We start from the raw sequence: 17,969 nt of genomic DNA on the forward strand, positions 1-17,969 counted from the left end.
ACATGTTAAAAAAAGCAGTCACTTCTTTTACCGCTGCATGTCTCATCATGACTCTGCCACCAGGAACCATAGGAAAAGCCGTACAAAAAGACAAGCCCTATCATCTAAAGGATTCAATCCTGAGGGATAAAACGATTGAGGGGGACCTGGTGATCACACCGGATGCCGGAGAGAATATTACACTTGAAAACGTGACGGTGCTAGGGGAAACCCTGATCAAAGGGGAAGCACCGGATACCCTGCAATTGACAGATTCCGAGTTGCATAGCCTCTCGGTTCAAGGACCCGGTCACTTGGCAAAAATCACAGTTTCGGGAGAATCGGTCGTTGAAGAGACTGAGTTGGAAGGAAATGTTATATTAGAAGAAAACGAGATTACATCTGACGGGTTTCAGAACGTAACTGTATCGGCATCACATGTCAAAACGAAAAAAGCCGATTTGAAAGGTGAGTTCGATACGGTTTCGACGACAGGGAAAAAGGGGGAAGCGCAAGTAGAAATTGACGGTATTGCAGAGCGGTTAGAATTGAACACGCTTTCATCTGTCGCTCTTTCGTCTGACGGAGTGGTAAAAGAACTTCTGGTGTCGCAAACAGGTAAAGGATCGACCATCGACGGAGAAGGATCCATTGAAAAAGCAACATTGAACAGTGAAATCGAATTCAATGGGAAAGAAACAAGTGACGCTGCTTCTTTTGTTACACCATGGTCCCTCGTCTGGAATGATGAATTCAATGAGGAAGAGATCGACCGTAATAAGTGGACGTTTGATATCGGCAACGGTTATACCAATGCCAACGGAACCTTCATTCCGGGATGGGGGAACAATGAACGGCAATATTATACGGATCGCCCGGAAAATGCAAGGACGGAAGACGGGAAGCTGTTGATCACAGCCAAGAAGGAAGATTATAAAGGGTATGCCTATACGTCATCCCGTCTTAAGACGAAGGGGCTTTTTTCAAAGACTTACGGGAAATTTGAAATGAAGGCATCTCTGCCTGTTGGAAAGGGATATTGGCCGGCGTTCTGGATGTTGCCTGAAGATGACCGGTACGGCGGATGGGCTGCTTCCGGTGAGATTGATATTTTAGAAGCACAGGGAAGCAATCCGGGTGAAGCCATCGGAACGCTTCATTACGGTGAATCGTGGCCGAATAATAAATATACCGGCACTCACTATGCCTTTGAAAATGGATCGACCATCGCCGACGAGCATGTGTACTCGGTTGAATGGGAGCCGGGGGAAATCCGCTGGTATGTTGACGGGAAACTCCGTCAGACCCAGAACAACTGGTACAGTAAAGGCACAGGAAATGCCGCTAATTTCACGTATCCCGCTCCATTCGACCAGCCGTTCCATATGCTGTTGAATCTGGCGATCGGCGGAAATTTCGATGGCGATCCGACAGAGGAGACGATGTTCCCTCAATCGATGGATGTGGACTATGTACGTGTGTATGATTTGACAGGAAGACCGTATCAATCGCCGGAACTGCCTGTATTTGAACAGGCACCATTACCGGATGACGCGAAACAGCCATTGGAAGATGGTAACTTGATTTACAACAATGGATTTAATCAAGAATGGGAAGACGTTGACGGTATTCCTGGAGTGGAGAATACGGATTACTGGTACTTCTTGACCGTACCTGATTTCGGAGGGAAGGCGAATGTGTCCCTTGACCAGGTTGATGGAAGTCATTTTGCCAAAGTGGATGTGGAAGAGCCGGGAAGCCAGCCTTACTCCGTGCAGCTCATCCAAGATGTTTCCCTCGGTAAAGGCCGATACTACCGTGTGTCTTTTGATGCGAAGTCGAACGGTTCACGACCGATCAATGTAAAAGTAGGCGGTGGAGCGGACAGGGGGTACAGCGCTTATTCAAACAGCGAAGCCTTTTCATTAACGGACGAGCTGGAATCCTATGAAATGGTATTCCAGATGACCGAGGCAAATGATCTTGCAGCACGCGTGGAGTTTAATCTCGGATTGTCCAAGCTCCCAGTGTGGCTCGGGAATGTCCGGGTGGAAGAGATCCCTCCTGTACAAGTAGATCCGGATGCTTCCAAGCCAGCCCTTTCAAACGGGAACCTTCTCTATAATGGAACGTTCGATCAGGGATTCCCTGACCGTCTGCTGTTTTGGAATCTGATAGGTTCCGAGAGTGCCGAATCCATTGGAGTAGATCCTGAGGAGCGGGTATTCGCGGTCAAGCCATCAAGTGAAACAGACGAGGTTGGAATGGTACAAAAAGGGGTACAGCTTAAGGCGTTGAACGAGTATGAATTGACGTTTGACGGGGTGGCTGAGAGTGATCGTGACCTTGTGATCGAGCTGAGAAGCAAAGACGGGGAAGAGGTCTATGCATCGGAAACAATTTCTCTGACTACAGATTGGGATAATCACGCCATGAAGTTTACGATGCCGGATGTAACAGATCTTGAATCCCAGCTGATCATCCATCTCGGAGGAAGCACTGATGAGGTAAAGCTGGATAACTTCAAGTTAAAGAAAATAGCGGGAGCGCCGGGTGCGAATATGATTCAAAATGGCTCTTTCGATACCGATTTGGAATTCTGGGACAATTACCTTCATTATGATGCTTCAGCTGGTATTTCCAGTGAAGATGGGCAGGCGAAGATCTCGATTGGAAATGAAGGAAATGAAACCTGGAGTGTTCAGCTTTATCAGGGTGGATTGAAGCTTGAGCCGGGAGTGGAATACACGCTTTCCTTTGATGCGAGTTCGACGGTTGACCGGACGATGGAAGTGACAGTGGAAAATGCCGGTTATCATCGCTACTTATCAGAAGTCGTTCAGCTTGGTGGAGATAAAGCGCATTATGAGTATACGTTTACGATGCCTGCTAGTGATTCAACGAGTCTTAAGTTCCTGCTGGGTAAAAGCGGATCGTCGATCGGAGCTCATGATGTGGAGATTGATAATGTGGTGTTGAAGTAGATAGTTAGGGGAGTGCAGCGTCTTGGGGCGCTGTGCTTTTTGTTTGGGCGTAGGCTGATTGAGCGCTCGGTCAAAGGTCAGGAGGGCGGAGGAATTTGTCGAAAAAGGTAGAACGGTCGATATCCGGGTGATTTCGGTCGATAAAATCAAATGAAGGGTCGATAAACTGAAAAAACGGTTGATATCCTGAAAATAAGGTCGATAAATCTCCATAACGGTCGATATCCAATCCGACAGCCGCCCATCCCCCGAAAAGAGAAGCAGCCGATCCACAATCGGCTGCTTCATACCCTTATGTCAGTGCTTTTTCCGGCTTGATTGGATGAAGTCGTCCGTCCTCATCCCGAAATACGATATGTTCACGGCCAAACTTCGTCGGAGTATCGATTCCAGCGGCAGCGGCCAGGTTGTACAGGCCTTCGCGCAGGGAGATGATGTAGTTACACACACGAAATGATTTTTCTTCGACGATAAGTGCCTTTTGCAGTTTCTTATCCGTGGTGGCAACGCCGACGGGGCAGTTGTTCGTGTGACACACCTGAGCCTGGATGCAGCCAACAGAGAACATCAGCCCGCGGGCAATGTTGACAAAGTCGGCTCCCAGGGCAAGGGCGAAGGCGATTTTATCGGGTGTTAATAGTTTTCCAGATGCGAAGATTTTCACCTTGTTCCGTACCCCGTATTTCACCAGGGTATCGTGGAGGAAAGGAAGTGCCGATTTGATTGGGATCCCAGCCGATGCAGCGAGTTCCTGATAGGATGCGCCTGTTCCGCCTTCTCCTCCGTCCACGGTGATGAAGTCGGGATGTTTTCCGGAGGTGGCCATATAGGAGGCAAGGTCTTCAATATCATTTGTGTTTCCTACTACCAATTTGATTCCGACGGGTTTGCCCCCTACTTCCCTCAGTTGTTCGATGAAGTCCATCATCTGTTCGTTGCTGTTGAATTCCTTGAATCGGTTTGGGCTGTCGATGGATTTCCAAGGCTCCACGTTACGGATGTTGGCGATCTCCTCTGTTACTTTTTTTCCGTCAACGTGGCCACCACGGGTCTTGGCACCTTGAGCCAGTTTTAATTCAAAGGCCTTCACTTCTTTCAGCTCACTTTTCTTTTTGAATTCCTCCCAGGAAAATTCCCCGTCCTTCGTTCTGACTCCAAATAAACCCGGGCCGATTTGGCAGATGATATCGACGCCGCCTTTGAGGTGATGCTTTGATAATCCGCCTTCCCCGGTGTTCATCCACGATCCGGAAGCGAGCTTTAAGCCGGTGGATAAGGCCGTGATGGCCGCTTCACCGAGGGAGCCGTAGCTCATGGCGGATTGACCGACGAGTCCTTTCACTTTAAACGGATGTCTGCACGTATGCTCGCCGATGACCGGTGCGTCTTCGTCTTTCAGGAGAAACGGATCCACTTCGGTTTCTTCCCTGTGTTCCCTGCGGCTGAGCAGGTTATCTTTATCGATTTTGTAGATTTTGGTTTTGACTTTTTGAGAGTGATCGATGCGGAGTTCGTCCCGCTGGACAGGGAAAAGGGTGTTCCGTATGTAGTAGCCTTCCTTTTCGAAGTCCCGCTCAGAGCCGAATCCGAGCATCCTTGATTTATATTTCCCGGCCATGACGGTATGGGTATACTCCAGTCTTGAGAAGGGTTTTCCTTCGTTGTCGTGATGGAAGAGATACTGTCTGAGTTCGGGTCCGATTTTCTCGAGGATGTATCTCATTTTTCCAAGAACAGGGAAATTCCGCAACACCGCATGCTCTTTTTGTTTTTCGTCTGTGAACCATAAATAAAGAATCAGTCCGATTGGAATCGCGAGTGCAAGAACGATGACGGTAAGGAGAATCCATTGAATGACAGAAATGCTGTTCACTTTCATACCTCCTATAGGGAGAAAGAGCCTTTTACAGGCTCAATCCCTTTTTAAAATAGTCGTTTCAACGCTTTTCGCAGTGGTGGCATTTCGACTTCATGCTTCTTGAAAAATTTCTTCATGACGTGCTTGGAGTAGCCTGACGCCTGTTCGAAATTGATTTTGCCTGGAAGGGGAGGCTGGTCTTCGATGACACAGTCGATGATGACCGGTTTATTGGACTTTACAGCCATTTCAAAGGCAGGCTGCAGGTCTTCATGCTTAACGACTCGGTAACCTTCACCGCCGCACGCTTTGGCAAATTGGGCGAAATCAATGTCCTGGAGGTCTGTTTCATATTCCAGGTGGCCGATGGATTCCTGTTCATACTTGATCATGCCGATCTTCCGGTTGTTCATGATGACGACGATGATCGGGAGCTTGTATTTCACAGCGGTGACGAAATCATGCATCACCATCGTAAAACCTCCGTCTCCGCAAACGGCAATCGCCTGGCGTTCGGGCTCTGAGATGCCACTTGCGATGGCTCCTGGAAGTCCACAGCCCATTGTTGCCATCCAGCTCGAGATGATCATTTTCTGATTGGTCATTTTGAAATGACGGGCGGTCCAGACCGTCACGTTGCCCACGTCCACGGATAGGGTTGCATCATCGGCGGCAATCTTCTGAAGGGCAGCGATGACTTGTGGTGGCTTCATGGGTGTCGTCACTTCGACTTCATCTTTTTCAATATGCTTCCACCAGTTTTTCATATTGTTCTGGCATTCTTCCAAGAAAGAGCGGTCTTCTTTGACAGGTAACTGCTCGTTCCATTGCTTCAGGACCAGGTTGGAATCACCGACGATCCCGACGGAAACCGGATATCTCTTTCCGATTTGAGTTGCGTCCGCATCTATCTGGACGGCCGGGGTATCGTCAGGAAGGTAATCACGATAAGGGAAAGACGTACCGATCATAATGAGGAGGTCGGATTCCTCCATGGCTTCGTAGGCGGGCTTCGTTCCAATCTGGCCGAGCTGGCCGAGATTATGGGGATGCCTGTCCGGGAAAATGCCTTTTGCAGGGAGTGTAAAGATGACAGGAGCCCCTATTTTTTCGGCAAAAGCCTCTAGTTCACGGGCCGCATGCCTTGATCCCGTTCCTGCAAGGATGACCGGACGCTTCGCTTTATGTACGTATTCCATTCCGGTCTTCATGTCTTTGTCCAGGGGAGCGGGGATGGTTACAGCCGGGATGCTTGATGTAGCCTTCACGCTGTCCTTGATTTTCTGTCCGGGGATGTCGTCCGGGATGATCAGCACGGACACACCTTTTTTCGCGTAAGCGGTCCGGATCGCCTGATTCATCAAATCGGGAAGTGACTCAGGTGATGTCACCCGCTCACAGTAAACGGAGACGTCTGCAAAAACGCGATCGAGATGAACTTCCTGGAATGAATCCATGCCGAGCTCTTCCGTTGCCACCTGTCCTGCCAAAACCAATACGGGCGCACCGTCTGCCTTTGCATCATACAAACCATTCAATAAGTGGATGGCTCCAGGTCCGCCGATGGATAAGCATACCCCGATGTTTCTGGTGAGCTTTGCATAAGATGAGGCGGCGAGTGCTCCGACTTCTTCATGTCTGACCTGGATGAACTCAATGTTTTCTTTTTCACTTCGGAGCACGTCGACAAAATGATTGATGGAATCACCGGGAAGACCGAATACATGCTTGATGTTCCATTGCTCCATGATGTCTGCTGCTGCCTGTCCTGAGAGTTTATGTGCCATAGTGGAACCTCCTTTGATTGAATAGTGATTTTTTACCACCGTTGGAGATTTGTTAAACGTTGAGCGAAGGAGTGGTGCAACTTTTGTAGATGGATGTAGAACGATCGATATCCCGAGGGTTCCGATTGATAAATGAACGGTCGATAAAATGAAAATAAGGTTGATAAATCCTGATAAAGGTTGATAACCTTTCTGAACACAAAAAAAGCAACCGATCTAAGATCAGTTGCTTATCCCAACACCACTTCCACACCGAAATGGTCCGAAACGACAGGTTTATTTACAGTATTAAAGATAACCTGGGATGATTTCACCGGCATTTTTTCACTGGAGAGAATAAGATCGATACGAAGGTCGAGTTTGTTCTCATCCCAGCCTGCGATTTTTCCTTGAACGGTGATGCCACTGTCTCTTTCTGCTGCGGTATCGAATGTGTCATGCAGTCCTTTGGAAATAAGATAATCGTATCCTTCCCCACGGATCAGGGCGTTGTTGTTAAAATCGCCCATTAAGAAGAACGGGGATTCAGCCGTGACCTGCTCCATCAAGTTATCGACTTGAAACTGAAATGGCTCTTCATTGTCCGTCCACCAGCCGAGGTGGCAGGAGTAGAAGGTGAGGGGCTTTCCTTCATATGAAATCGTGGCTCCTACGATTTTACGGGTTTTCCAGTAGGATTGGTCATGACTTTTTGAGATAAAGAAGCGGTGGTCTTCCACAATCGGGTGCTTTGTTAATATGGCGACGCCTTCTTCATAAATGTCGTATCCGATATGAGCGAAGTCCCAGACGAGGGAGTAATCTGTCACACCCTGTTTCTCTAGTTCTCCAAGGAGGACTAGGGCAAAATTGTCATTTTTGATCAGCCCCTGGACGGTTTCACTTTCGATCAGCTGACTGACTTCCTGAAGGGCGATGACATCATAGGATTTCTCCGCGATGTCATCGGCTAAGATTGAGATTTTTTCGTGTTGGTTGTCTTCCTGCCATGAGTGACAATTCAACGTGAGTAATTTCATAAATTAAGCTCCCAATAAATCTTGAATATCCGACTTGATGACGTCTGCCTTTGGACCATAGATCGCCTGAACGCCTTTGTCCTTAAGGATGAGTCCAAGTGCTCCATTACTCTTCCATTCTTGTTCTGTTCCGACGAGTGAGGTGTCTTTTACCGTCACGCGAAGTCGTGTCATGCAGGCATCTACGTCTACGATGTTTTCTTTTCCGCCAAGCATGGCAACGACTTTCGGAGCGATGGAATCGGCACTTACCGTACCGCCGCCGGTTGACGCTTCATCTTCGATGTAGTTCCCGTTACGACCTGGTGTCGGGAAGTTGAACTTCTTGATCAGGAAGTTGGCAACCGCGAAGTTCAGGCCAAAGAATACGATACAGGCAATGACGAAGTTGACTAGGTCGACCCACAGACCTGCTTTGATGATCATCGGAACACGAGTCAGAAGCTCTATGGATCCGAATGAGTGAACGCGGATGTGTATGATATCCACAATCGCGAAGGCAAGTCCTGTCATGATGGCATACACCACATATAGAAGTGGGGCAGCAAACATGAACATGAATTCGATCGGCTCGGTTACACCTGTCAAGAATACGGCTAGACCTGCTGAGAAGAACATGGATTTGTATTTTTTCTTCTTATCTTTATCCACATTTCTGTACATAGCGTACGCGATCCCAATCAGGGCAGCTGTGGATAAAATCATCTGACCGACTTTGAAACGGGCAGGTGTAACATCATTCAACAGCTGTTTATAACTTGCTGTGTCTCCTGCAGCCAGGAAGTTGTTTAAATCGGCGATCCAGGCAAGCCATAATGGGTCTTGACCGGCTACCGTCGATCCTGCGCTGGAACCTGTCAGAATCGTGTATGTTCCGCCAAGTTCTGTGTAGTTGATCGGAACCGTTAACATATGATGCAAACCGAATGGCAATAACAGTCGCTCTAATGCACCGAATACAAATGGTGCGACGATCGGTGCCGTGTTGCGGGATGTAGCGATCCATTGACCGAAGTCATTCAGTAATCCTTGGACAAATGGCCAAACAATCGACATGATGACGGCGATGATGATCGAGCCAACAATTACGACGAATGGTACGAAGCGTTTTCCATTAAAGAAGGAAAGGGCATCAGGTAATTTACTGTAGTTATAATATTTGTTAAAAAGATTGGCTCCGAGGAAACCGGAGATGATCCCGACGAATACACCCATGTTAAGGGCAGGTGCTCCCAGGACCGATGTAAAATACTCTGAAACGACGAGTGTTTGTCCGAAAAGGGAAGAGACCGTTGCTTCAGGATCCCCGAGCATATCTCCGCTTACTCCAAAAATAGCACCCGTGATCCGGTTGATCAAGATGAATGCGATCAGGGCGGCGAAGGCACCGCCTGCACGTTCTTTCGCCCATGAGCCACCGATGGCGACGGCGAATAAAATGTGAAGATTGGTGATGACTCCCCAACCAATGTCTTCCATTACTCTTGCAATCGTTTGCACTAATGTGATGTCTCCACCCATCATGGCAATCAACTTACCGAGGGAAATCATGATTCCTGCAGCTGGCATGACCGCCACGACCACAAGCAATGCTTTCCCGAACTTCTGCCAAAAATCAAATGACAATACATTCTTCATAAACCTGTTTCCTCCTTTAATATCAATCTATTGGACTATATTTCTTACATGCATGACATGTGTGCGTTTACATTTCAGTTTAAAATGAAATGTGTGTCGCTGTGTCTTCATTTAATGTGGATATGTACATGAAGAGGATGCAATAAAAATGCAACCGTTTGCACTAACTAAACACATTTTATGATATCCCTTTCAAGAAAGCAACAAGAAATTATTATTTTAGTAAAATATTAGTACGAAGAGGGACGGACCTTGGTAGGGGAGGGTAGAGACTTGGGGGAGTGGAAAAGGAGTCTAGTTGTTTAGCAGTAGGTAGATAGGAATCTGTGCAGACAAGTTATTCACATGTGGATAAAACGGTAGGGAATTGAGGTGTGGATAGGTATCCGCTTCTTATTTTGGGATAAAAAAAGCACCCAATCTTCAAGATTGGATGCCCTACATATTATTTCAACAATCTCAGGCCGTTTAGAATAACCAGAATCGTACTACCCTCATGTCCGATGACTCCAAATGGGAGGTCGAGGATCTGAAGGAAGTTAGAGGCGATCAACAGCATGATGACCGTGATGGAAAACACGACGTTCTGCTGGACGATGCGCTTCATTTTTTTAGAAAGCTTGATGGCTTCGGCAATCCGGGTCAGGTCGTTTTTCATTAACACCACATCGGCTGTTTCCAAGGCGACATCCGTTCCTTCGCCCATGGCAATCCCAACGTTGGCCGTTGCTAGGGCAGGGGCGTCGTTGATGCCGTCTCCGACCATTCCGACCGTACCAAATTGGTGTTTCAGTTTCTTCAGTTCGTCTACTTTCGTTTCAGGGAGGCACTCCGCAATGAAGCTTGAGACCTTGGCTTCTTCTGCAATGGCACGGGCTGTCTTTTCATTGTCACCGGTCAGCATAATCGTCTCGACGCCTTCTTTTTCCAGGAGCTTCAAGGCTTCGATGGTTTCATTGCGGACCACGTCTTTTAACGCGATGAGAGCAATGATTTCATTCTCTTTTGCAACAAATACGGTCGTTTTTCCTTCTGCGGCAATTCGTCCGTATGCACCGTTCATAAACTGTTCTGCTAACAGTTTATCCACAAAATCGGCTTTCCCTATTTTCCATTCCGATCCGTCCATAAGAGCTTTGACTCCCCATCCGGATACATCTTCAAGAGAATCAGGCTGAGTCAGTTCCACGTTCAGCTCACGGGTGGCGTGACCGACGATGGCCTGTGCAAGTGGGTGATTCGATTGGTTTTCAATCGATGCCACAATGCTCAACACATCTCGTTCATTCATATCGTTGGCGATCAGAATATCTGTCACTACGGGTTTCCCTCTCGTTAATGTTCCTGTCTTATCAAAGGCAATCGCTTTGATGTTACTTAAGTTTTCGAGGTGGGCGCCACCCTTGAAAAGGATTCCGTGACGGGCACCGTTTGAGATGGCCGAAAGACTCGCCGGCATGATGGCTGCGACCAGGGCACATGGTGAAGCGACAACAAGGAGGACCATGGCCCGATAGAATGTTTCCGTCCAGCTCCATCCGAGAAGGAAGTGAGGGAGGAACATCATTAGGAATACAACGGCGAGCACGATTTTGACATACGTTCCTTCAAAGCGTTCAATGAACTGCTGGGAAGGGGATTTTTCGCTTTGAGCCGATTGGACAAGGTCGATGATTTTTTGAAAAAGGGTTTCGCTGCTCGGTTTGGTCATTTCTACTGTGATGGCACCGTTGATGTTGACCGTTCCCGCGAAGACTTCATCCCGTTGTCCTTTTGAAACCGGAACGGCTTCACCGGAAATTGCTGCTTCATCGATGGAAGTCGTTCCTCTTACGACGACTCCGTCGGTTGGTACCCGTTCACCTGGTTTGATGAGGATATGATCCCCTATTTCAAGGCTTGAAACATTGACTTTCTTTTCCCCTGAGCTTGTAACGAGCCATGCTTCTTCCGGCTGCAGCTGCATGAGTGCGGAGATTTCCTTCTGGCTTTTGTTCATCGTATACGTTTCAAGGGCACCGCTGACGGCGAAGATGAAGATGAGGATCGCCCCTTCCGTCCAGTACCCGATGATGGCGGATCCAACAGCGGCAAAGATCATCAGCATTTCCACATTCAGTTCTTTATTTTCGATGGTTTCCTCGATGCCTTCTTTTGCTTTGGCAAAACCGCCGATGGCAAAGGCAAGGAGGTAGAAGATGATGCTCATGCTCGAGTCATCATTTGATGTCAACCATCCGAGTAGTATAAACACACCGCTGATGAGGGCGGCGATCAATTCCGCATGAGGTTTTATTTTTTCAAGGAAGTGGATTTTATCATTCGTTGTCCCCATGGATAGTGCTTTGGATTGTGAGCTCATAGTGTGTTCCTCCTTTAATTAATTGAAAATGGGCGTTTCTCATTGAGAATAATAATCAACGTCATTACCCCTATAAAACGACGAAAGCTGCCACCAGTGAAAGGTGACAGCAAAACGGCACGTGCTCTTAGTTGATAATATATGAAAGTTGTAATTTGTAATTATTATAATCTAATCCTACCACATGTATATGTGGATGGGAAGCTTTTTGTGCTAGTTATTCTGGGTTATTTCTCTACGCCTGCTTTGCAGCGAAAAGGCGAGTAAGCTCATAAAAATCACTAGCATCATGCTGGCGATCAAGTAGAAGAAGCTTGAGCCCTTGAGCCAGTCGATGGTGACTCCGCCGATGAACGGGCCGATCATGCTGCCGAAGCTGAAGAAGATTCCGCACATGATGTTTCCGGCAGGCAGTAATTCTTTCGGAAGAAGGTCGGTCATATAACTGATGCCGAGGGAAAACGTCGACCCGACGGCCATGCCGGCCAATGTGAAACAGATAAAAAGTCCGATGGTGGACCCGGCTACAATTCCGGCAGCCGAGAAGCAGAGAAATCCGATCATCATGACGATGAGGAGGACATTTTGTCTGCCGTATCTATCGCTCAGAATGCCAAGGGGCACCTGTGAGATGATACTTCCCACGGCGAATGCAGGGAGAAGAATCGCCACGGCTTCAATGGAAAGACCGTTTCGTAGGGCAAAAACAGGGAAGTTTCCGTTTAAGGAAGCTTCCAGGAATCCATATCCGAGGGGAGGCAACAGGGCGACCCATGCATATTTGAGAACCTTCCCGAATCGTTGGAATGATCCCAGGAACGAAGCATTGCCGATGTTTTGCTGCTCAGGGTATTCATTTTGTAACTTAAAGACAAACATCCATACCGTGATACTTAATAATGAAGAAATGATGAACGGCAATGCCTGATGGATCGTGATGAGCTGAGTCATCATCGGTCCGACGGCGAATCCGATTCCAAAGGAAACCCCGTAAATGGATATGTTCCGTCCGCGATGCTCTTTCGGTGAAAACGACGTGATCCACGTCTGGGTAGAGAAATGGAGCATGTGATCACCGATTCCGATCAGAAGGCGGAGGATGAACCAGAACCAGAAGGATTTCCATACCGGGAACAATAAGAGTGATGCAGCGACGACAATGCCGCCTATGATGATCATCGGTTTGTATCCGATTTTCTGCAGGGGTCGTTCCATTAAAGGAGAAGCCAGCAGAATTCCGATGTAAAGGGCTGTTGCGTTTAATCCGTTCAGGGAGGAGGACAAGCCGTCCTGCTCGAATATGATGGCGATGAGGGGAAGGAGCATTCCTTGTGAAAAACCGGAAATGGCAACGATCCCAACAAGGACCTTGAAACGGAAGGATAATGTTTGATTCATTTGTCAGAACTCCCAATCGTAGTAAATATCTTCTTTGATGGTACCCTCAATTGCAATGTTTGGCAATACGGGATGAATAGAGTAAAATCAAAACATCTACTAACATATAAAGGAAGGAATGAAGAAAAAATGGAATATAAAATGCAAGAAGGCGGATTTTACACAGATTTAGGGTTTGGAAAACTGGAGGTATCGGGTAACGAAGAATATGGATTCCGTCCGTTCCAGCTGCTCGTATCATCCGTGGCCGTCTGCAGTGGAGGTGTCCTTCGTAAAGTTCTGGAAAAGATGCGCATCCAATTCGACGACATCCACATCAAAGCCGACGTCACCCGCAACGAAGACGAAGCCAACCGCGTCGAAGCCATCTCCCTCCACTTCACGATCAGAGGGACGGACCTTGACGAAGCGAAAATCGAAAAAGCCATGAAGCTCACACGCAAAAACTGCTCCATGGTGCAATCTGTTCAAGACAGCATCAAGATTGAAGAAACGTTTGAATTGGTGGGGTAATGGAGTGTGAGGGACGGACCTATTCTTGAGAGTTGTAACAAGAGTGTTTCGGATTTGTAGAGGTCCGTCCCTCATAGATGGTGCACATCAAGTGAAATGTGTGGTGGAAAAGGGACGGACCTCTAAATGGTGAGAAAAGAATAGTGGTTTCTACCGATTCAAAGGTCCGTCCCTCTCCAGAACGATCTCCTCTACAGCTCTTGGGGTTCGCTGCCAGGTTTTTCGTAGTAGAGGATGGTTTTGGGGATGAGTTTGAGAAGCAGATATTCCGGGTCGTCCGGACTTGCGATCCAGTGCTTAAGCTTTTCGTTCCAGAATTTCGCTTTCAGTTCCGAAGAGTCTTCGACCGATGCTTCTGCCTCGATTTCTACATAATGTTCATGATCAGAGTCACGGTCATACCCGAGAAGGATATGCACATGAGGATTCTGTGCGATGTCTTCCGCCTTATGGGCATATTCGTTGGTTGCCGTGTAGAGAGTAAGATCGTCATGATCGAACATCATAAAACGTGAGTACGGTTTGTTGTCACGGATGGTGGCAATGGTGCCGATCTTATGATGGGAAAACAGTTCTACTATTTTATCTTTCAATGAATGTGCCATGAATTTCCCTCCTAATTGGGTTCTATCTATAATGTGTCTAATCAGGACGGTTTTAACCAAATTTCTGATAAAGGATGGATCGTTAACGTGAATAAAGTATTTACACTGCTTGTATTCGCAGGTGTCCCGGTTTCTGTGATCGGTTCCCTGCTTCATTGGCCAAGTGTCATCATGTTCGTCGTCTATTGTGTCACGATCATCGCACTGGCAGCCTTCATGGGAAGGGCGACGGAAAGCTTGGCCGTTGTATCGGGTCCCCGCATCGGCGGACTCTTAAATGCCACATTCGGTAATGCCGTTGAATTGATTATTTCCATCTTTGCGCTGAAAGCCGGTTTGATCGGGGTTGTATTGGCTTCCCTGACAGGGTCCGTCCTCGGGAATCTACTTTTGGTCGCCGGACTTTCCTTCTTCGTCGGAGGGGTCAAGTTCAAGCGCCAGAAATTCAACGTGTTCGACGCCCGTCATAATTCAGGTCTTCTTATGTTTGCGATCATCGTCGCATTCGTCATTCCCGAAGTGTTCTCCATGGATATGAATGAAGGGAGAACGATGAGTCTTTCCATCGGGATCTCAATCATTTTGATTCTCCTTTATTTATTCGCCCTATTCTTCAAACTCGTCACTCATCGCGGTGTGTATCAGAATCAGAGTGAAGGTGGAGATGGTGCCCACGGTCATGACGAGGAACCTGAATGGAGCAAGGGGAAAGCGTTACTTATCCTCGCTGCATCGACCCTCGCCGTTGCGTATGTATCTGAACGACTCGTCCATACCTTTGAAGAAGTAGGGGAAGCGTTCGGTTGGAGCGAACTCTTCATTGGGGTCATCATCGTCGCCATCGTCGGAAATGCGGCTGAGCATGCTTCAGCGGTCATTATGGCGTATAAAAATAAGATGGATGTCGCAGTGGAAATTGCTGTCGGCTCCACCTTGCAGGTCGCGATGTTTGTGGCACCTGTGCTGGTGCTGGTTTCGTTATTTTTCGAAAAAAGCATGTCACTCGTGTTTACGTTACCGGAACTCGTGGCCATGGTATCCGCCGTCTTACTCACGGTGATCATTTCCAATGATGGGGAAACCAACTGGTTTGAAGGGTTGACCCTGCTTGCCGCTTACTTCATCATGGGAATCGGTTTTTATTTACTGTAATCCAAAAAAGCCCCGGCAGTTTCCCTGCCGGGGCTTTTTCTATTGCAAGGAAATCATTTTGTGAGAACCGCCTACCCATTTCTGAATAAGATACCAAGAGAGTTTCTGTGCAAAGGAATGAGTAGCGTGAAAAAAAGGAAAAAACCGACGAACGGTAAAGTCATCGATTGCAAAATCGATTTACCGCCTAGAGGATGTCAAGGGATCTTTCCCTTTAAAGGGTGTAAAAATCCAACCATACAATTAGACGATATCGGTATCATCAGCTGCAAAGGCATCATCAGTGGAAGAGTGTTGTGTGATTTTCAGCCCCTTCAGGGTGTGACGGTCACTTTGACACCTTCGCCTATGGGTCTTTTGGACTTTGATGATATGACACCGGTCACCGACAGCACGGGTCGTTTTTCAACGAAGGTGACCGTTGCACCCGGGACTCCGATTACACCAAATGTCGAAGTTACAGCTACGGCTGTCGTCATTGGAAAGACCATCAGTGATTCCATTTATGTAAGAGTGGACTGTATCAAATGTAAAAATCCTGACCTCTCGTTAGATCCCATTCCTTGTCCTGTTGGCTGTAAAGGAACAAAGATCAGGGGTAGGTTATTGTGCGATGGGCTTGCAATCGGAAATGCAGCCATCACCTTCATCATTGAATCCGATTCCAACCGAGTCGTCATCACTCCTAATCCTGCCATAACACAGAGTGATGGAAGATACACGGCAACTCTGGTCCCGTTTCCTGATGTGAATGAAACCATTCGCATTACAGCTGTGACAAAAATCGGAGGAAAAAAGGTGTGCTCGGAAACGAGGGAAGTGGTGGTGCGCTGTGTGAAATGTAAGAATCCAGCCATCAAGCTAAAGAAGCTGAAAAAAATTGACTGCCACGCCACCGTATCAGGCAAAGTCACCTGTGATGGTGTTCCCCTGGCACATATACCGGTCACACTGACGGGTTCACCCATCCTGACTTTCCAAACACCGCATCCAATAACGGATGAGGACGGAAGATTTTCCTCTGTTGTCACTGTGAAAAAAGGAACTCCGTTTCAAACGGCTTCCTATACAGCAACAGCGGAAATTGAAGGCAAAACAATCAGTGACAGTGATACCGTAATAGCAGGGTGTAAAAAGTGTCGAAAGCCGAAGTTAACGCTTGAAGTTCCGTGTGAGACCGTAACCTGTGAAGGAGCAAAACTGTTCGGAAGGCTGACATGCGATGGCAAACCCATTCAGCGTGCCAGGATATCGTTTACCGTCATCTCCTCGACACCTGATGGAGTGGAGGTGGATCCAAATCCGGCATTCACCGATGAAGATGGAAGGTATGTCACCATGATCAGACCGCAACTCGGGGTCCAGGAAACCATCATAATCAAAGCGAAGGCAACGGTTGAAGGGGAACAGGTTGTAGCGTCTGGAGAGGTCGCGATTGATTGTCGTTGTAAACATCCGAAGATTGATATCCAGAAAATAAAAAAACTTAATTGTAAAGGGATCATAGCAGGTTATCTCTCCTGTGAAGGAGTTCCGCTGGCGAATCAGGAAGTCACTCTTTCAAGTCCAGTGATCACGTTCAAGCCTGATATCGTGGTTACAGATGAGAATGGCGAATTCTCGACCCTCGCCTTCGTACCTCCAAATACACCATTTAAGGAGGTACCATTTACAGCAACAGCCATGGTAGATGGAATAGCGGTTTCTGAAATGGTATTCATTCTGGCCGGTTGTCGCATATGTGAGAAGCCGGAGCTGACCCTCTGCATACCAGATTGCATCGAATGCTGTGGTGCACCCATTACGGGGAAATTCACCTGTAATGGAAAGGCGGTTGCCGGTGTAGACATCAAGCTGAAGATTACACCTGATGTTGGTACCATAACCCCCGATGGGATGAAAACAAATAACAATGGAGAGTATGAAGCAAAGCTGATCCCTCATTCTCATGTATCGGAAGAAGCTGAAATCCGGGCGACGGCAGAAATCAAAGGAATGGAAATGGCAACAGAAATGAAAAAGGTTAAGATTCGTTGCACATGTCTGCACCCGACGGTCAAACTCGATAAAATAGACAGAATCGATTGCTGTGGAAAAGTGAAGGGGGAAGTGTCGTGTGACGGTATGCCCCTTGCCGATGTTGAGGTTGTCTTGAACAGTCCCATTCTTCAGTTTTCGGAAAGGGTTGTAAAAACAGATGGAAACGGCAGGTTTTTGAGTGAAGCTTCAGTACCTCCGAATACAATCTTTCAAGACGTCCCTTATTTCGCGAGTGCTTTAGTGGAAGGCACGATGATTTCAGATAAGGCATTTGTCTGGGCCGGATGCGAAATTTGCAGGAAACCTGAATTGACCCTATGTGCGCCTGATATGGTGGAATGCGATGGAGCATGTATAACCGGTAAAGTAATATGCGATGAATCTCCCCTTGAGAATGTAGAAGTGTTTTTTGAAGTACTAGAAGAACAGTTAAAACAAATTATCAAGCCCAACCCTGCTATGACAGGAAAAGACGGGGAATATTCAACAGAAATAAACACTAAGCAAGGGATGAATGAAAGTATTACCGTCAGAGCATTCATCTTATGGGAAGGAAAGAAGATTGTTTCAAAGCCATATTGCATCAATCTAAATTGTTTATGTGATGAATAAAAAAAGCAGTGGAATCCATTTA

Annotated in this window: 11 protein-coding genes; 4 read left to right on the forward strand and 7 right to left on the reverse strand. The window is 47.3% G+C overall.

Annotation, left to right across the window (positions count from 1 at the left end):
- The first annotated feature begins 2 nt into the window (after positions 1-2).
- On the forward strand, positions 3-2,963 hold the full coding sequence (locus ACIGG7_RS01440) for a carbohydrate binding domain-containing protein (RefSeq protein ID WP_397548482.1): 2,961 nt from the start codon (positions 3-5) through the stop codon (positions 2,961-2,963).
- A gap of 292 nt (positions 2,964-3,255) precedes the next feature.
- On the opposite strand, the gene ACIGG7_RS01445 is transcribed toward ACIGG7_RS01440, so the two are convergent.
- The 6 genes from ACIGG7_RS01445 to ACIGG7_RS01470 all read right to left on the reverse strand — a co-directional run bounded on the left by ACIGG7_RS01445 (position 3,256) and on the right by ACIGG7_RS01470 (position 13,025).
- Positions 3,256-4,827, reverse strand: a complete 1,572-nt coding sequence (locus ACIGG7_RS01445) for an FMN-binding glutamate synthase family protein (protein WP_397549078.1) — start codon at positions 4,825-4,827, stop codon at positions 3,256-3,258.
- Positions 4,828-4,886: 59 nt separating this feature from the next.
- Entirely contained in the window at positions 4,887-6,608 is a 1,722-nt protein-coding gene (locus ACIGG7_RS01450) for a pyruvate oxidase (RefSeq protein WP_397548483.1), read from the reverse strand.
- Positions 6,609-6,838: 230 nt separating this feature from the next.
- Positions 6,839-7,627 carry an endonuclease/exonuclease/phosphatase family protein gene (locus ACIGG7_RS01455; protein WP_397548484.1) on the reverse strand — a complete coding sequence of 263 codons (789 nt, stop codon included), beginning with the start codon at positions 7,625-7,627 and terminating at the stop codon, positions 6,839-6,841.
- Between the two features lie 3 nt (positions 7,628-7,630).
- Entirely contained in the window at positions 7,631-9,265 is a 1,635-nt protein-coding gene (locus ACIGG7_RS01460) for a PTS transporter subunit IIBC (RefSeq protein WP_224942083.1), read from the reverse strand.
- A 445-nt stretch (positions 9,266-9,710) separates the two neighbouring features.
- Positions 9,711-11,627: a heavy metal translocating P-type ATPase gene (locus ACIGG7_RS01465; RefSeq protein WP_397548485.1), complete on the reverse strand. Its 1,917-nt coding sequence runs from the start codon at positions 11,625-11,627 to the stop codon at positions 9,711-9,713.
- A 213-nt stretch (positions 11,628-11,840) separates the two neighbouring features.
- Complete coding sequence (locus tag ACIGG7_RS01470; protein WP_397548486.1) at positions 11,841-13,025, reverse strand: MFS transporter; 1,185 nt, start codon at positions 13,023-13,025, stop codon at positions 11,841-11,843.
- 129 nt (positions 13,026-13,154) lie between these two features.
- Here ACIGG7_RS01470 and ACIGG7_RS01475 point away from each other — a divergent pair, with 129 nt between their 5' ends.
- A complete protein-coding gene (locus tag ACIGG7_RS01475) occupies positions 13,155-13,538 on the forward strand; it encodes an OsmC family protein (RefSeq protein ID WP_320322795.1) in 384 nt (127 codons plus the stop codon).
- Between the two features lie 191 nt (positions 13,539-13,729).
- On the opposite strand, the gene ACIGG7_RS01480 is transcribed toward ACIGG7_RS01475, so the two are convergent.
- Complete coding sequence (locus ACIGG7_RS01480; RefSeq protein WP_397548487.1) at positions 13,730-14,143, reverse strand: pyridoxamine 5'-phosphate oxidase family protein; 414 nt, start codon at positions 14,141-14,143, stop codon at positions 13,730-13,732.
- An 87-nt stretch (positions 14,144-14,230) separates the two neighbouring features.
- Here ACIGG7_RS01480 and cax point away from each other — a divergent pair, with 87 nt between their 5' ends.
- The gene (gene cax / locus ACIGG7_RS01485) at positions 14,231-15,295 is read left to right on the forward strand and encodes a calcium/proton exchanger (RefSeq protein WP_397548488.1); all 1,065 of its coding nucleotides are present in this window, start codon (positions 14,231-14,233) and stop codon (positions 15,293-15,295) included.
- Between the two features lie 126 nt (positions 15,296-15,421).
- Positions 15,422-17,947, forward strand: a complete 2,526-nt coding sequence (locus tag ACIGG7_RS01490) for a transthyretin-like family protein (RefSeq protein ID WP_397548489.1) — start codon at positions 15,422-15,424, stop codon at positions 17,945-17,947.
- Positions 17,948-17,969 lie beyond the last annotated feature (22 nt).

Origin of the sequence: Rossellomorea sp. NPDC077527, assembly GCF_044542955.1 — a bacterium.
Lineage (GTDB): Bacteria > Bacillota > Bacilli > Bacillales > Bacillaceae_B > Rossellomorea > Rossellomorea aquimaris_E.

What these genes read in the sequence shown, in the direction of transcription:
- ACIGG7_RS01440 (WP_397548482.1), top strand. Translation starts at nt 3, where the DNA reads ATGTTAAAAAAAGCAGTCACTTCTTTTACCGCTGCATGTCTCATCATG.
- ACIGG7_RS01450 (WP_397548483.1), bottom strand. Translation starts at nt 6,608, where the DNA reads ATGGCACATAAACTCTCAGGACAGGCAGCAGCAGACATCATGGAGCAA.
- ACIGG7_RS01455 (WP_397548484.1), bottom strand. Translation starts at nt 7,627, where the DNA reads ATGAAATTACTCACGTTGAATTGTCACTCATGGCAGGAAGACAACCAA.
- ACIGG7_RS01460 (WP_224942083.1), bottom strand. Translation starts at nt 9,265, where the DNA reads ATGAAGAATGTATTGTCATTTGATTTTTGGCAGAAGTTCGGGAAAGCA.
- ACIGG7_RS01465 (WP_397548485.1), bottom strand. Translation starts at nt 11,627, where the DNA reads ATGAGCTCACAATCCAAAGCACTATCCATGGGGACAACGAATGATAAA.
- ACIGG7_RS01470 (WP_397548486.1), bottom strand. Translation starts at nt 13,025, where the DNA reads ATGAATCAAACATTATCCTTCCGTTTCAAGGTCCTTGTTGGGATCGTT.
- ACIGG7_RS01475 (WP_320322795.1), top strand. Translation starts at nt 13,155, where the DNA reads ATGGAATATAAAATGCAAGAAGGCGGATTTTACACAGATTTAGGGTTT.
- ACIGG7_RS01480 (WP_397548487.1), bottom strand. Translation starts at nt 14,143, where the DNA reads ATGGCACATTCATTGAAAGATAAAATAGTAGAACTGTTTTCCCATCAT.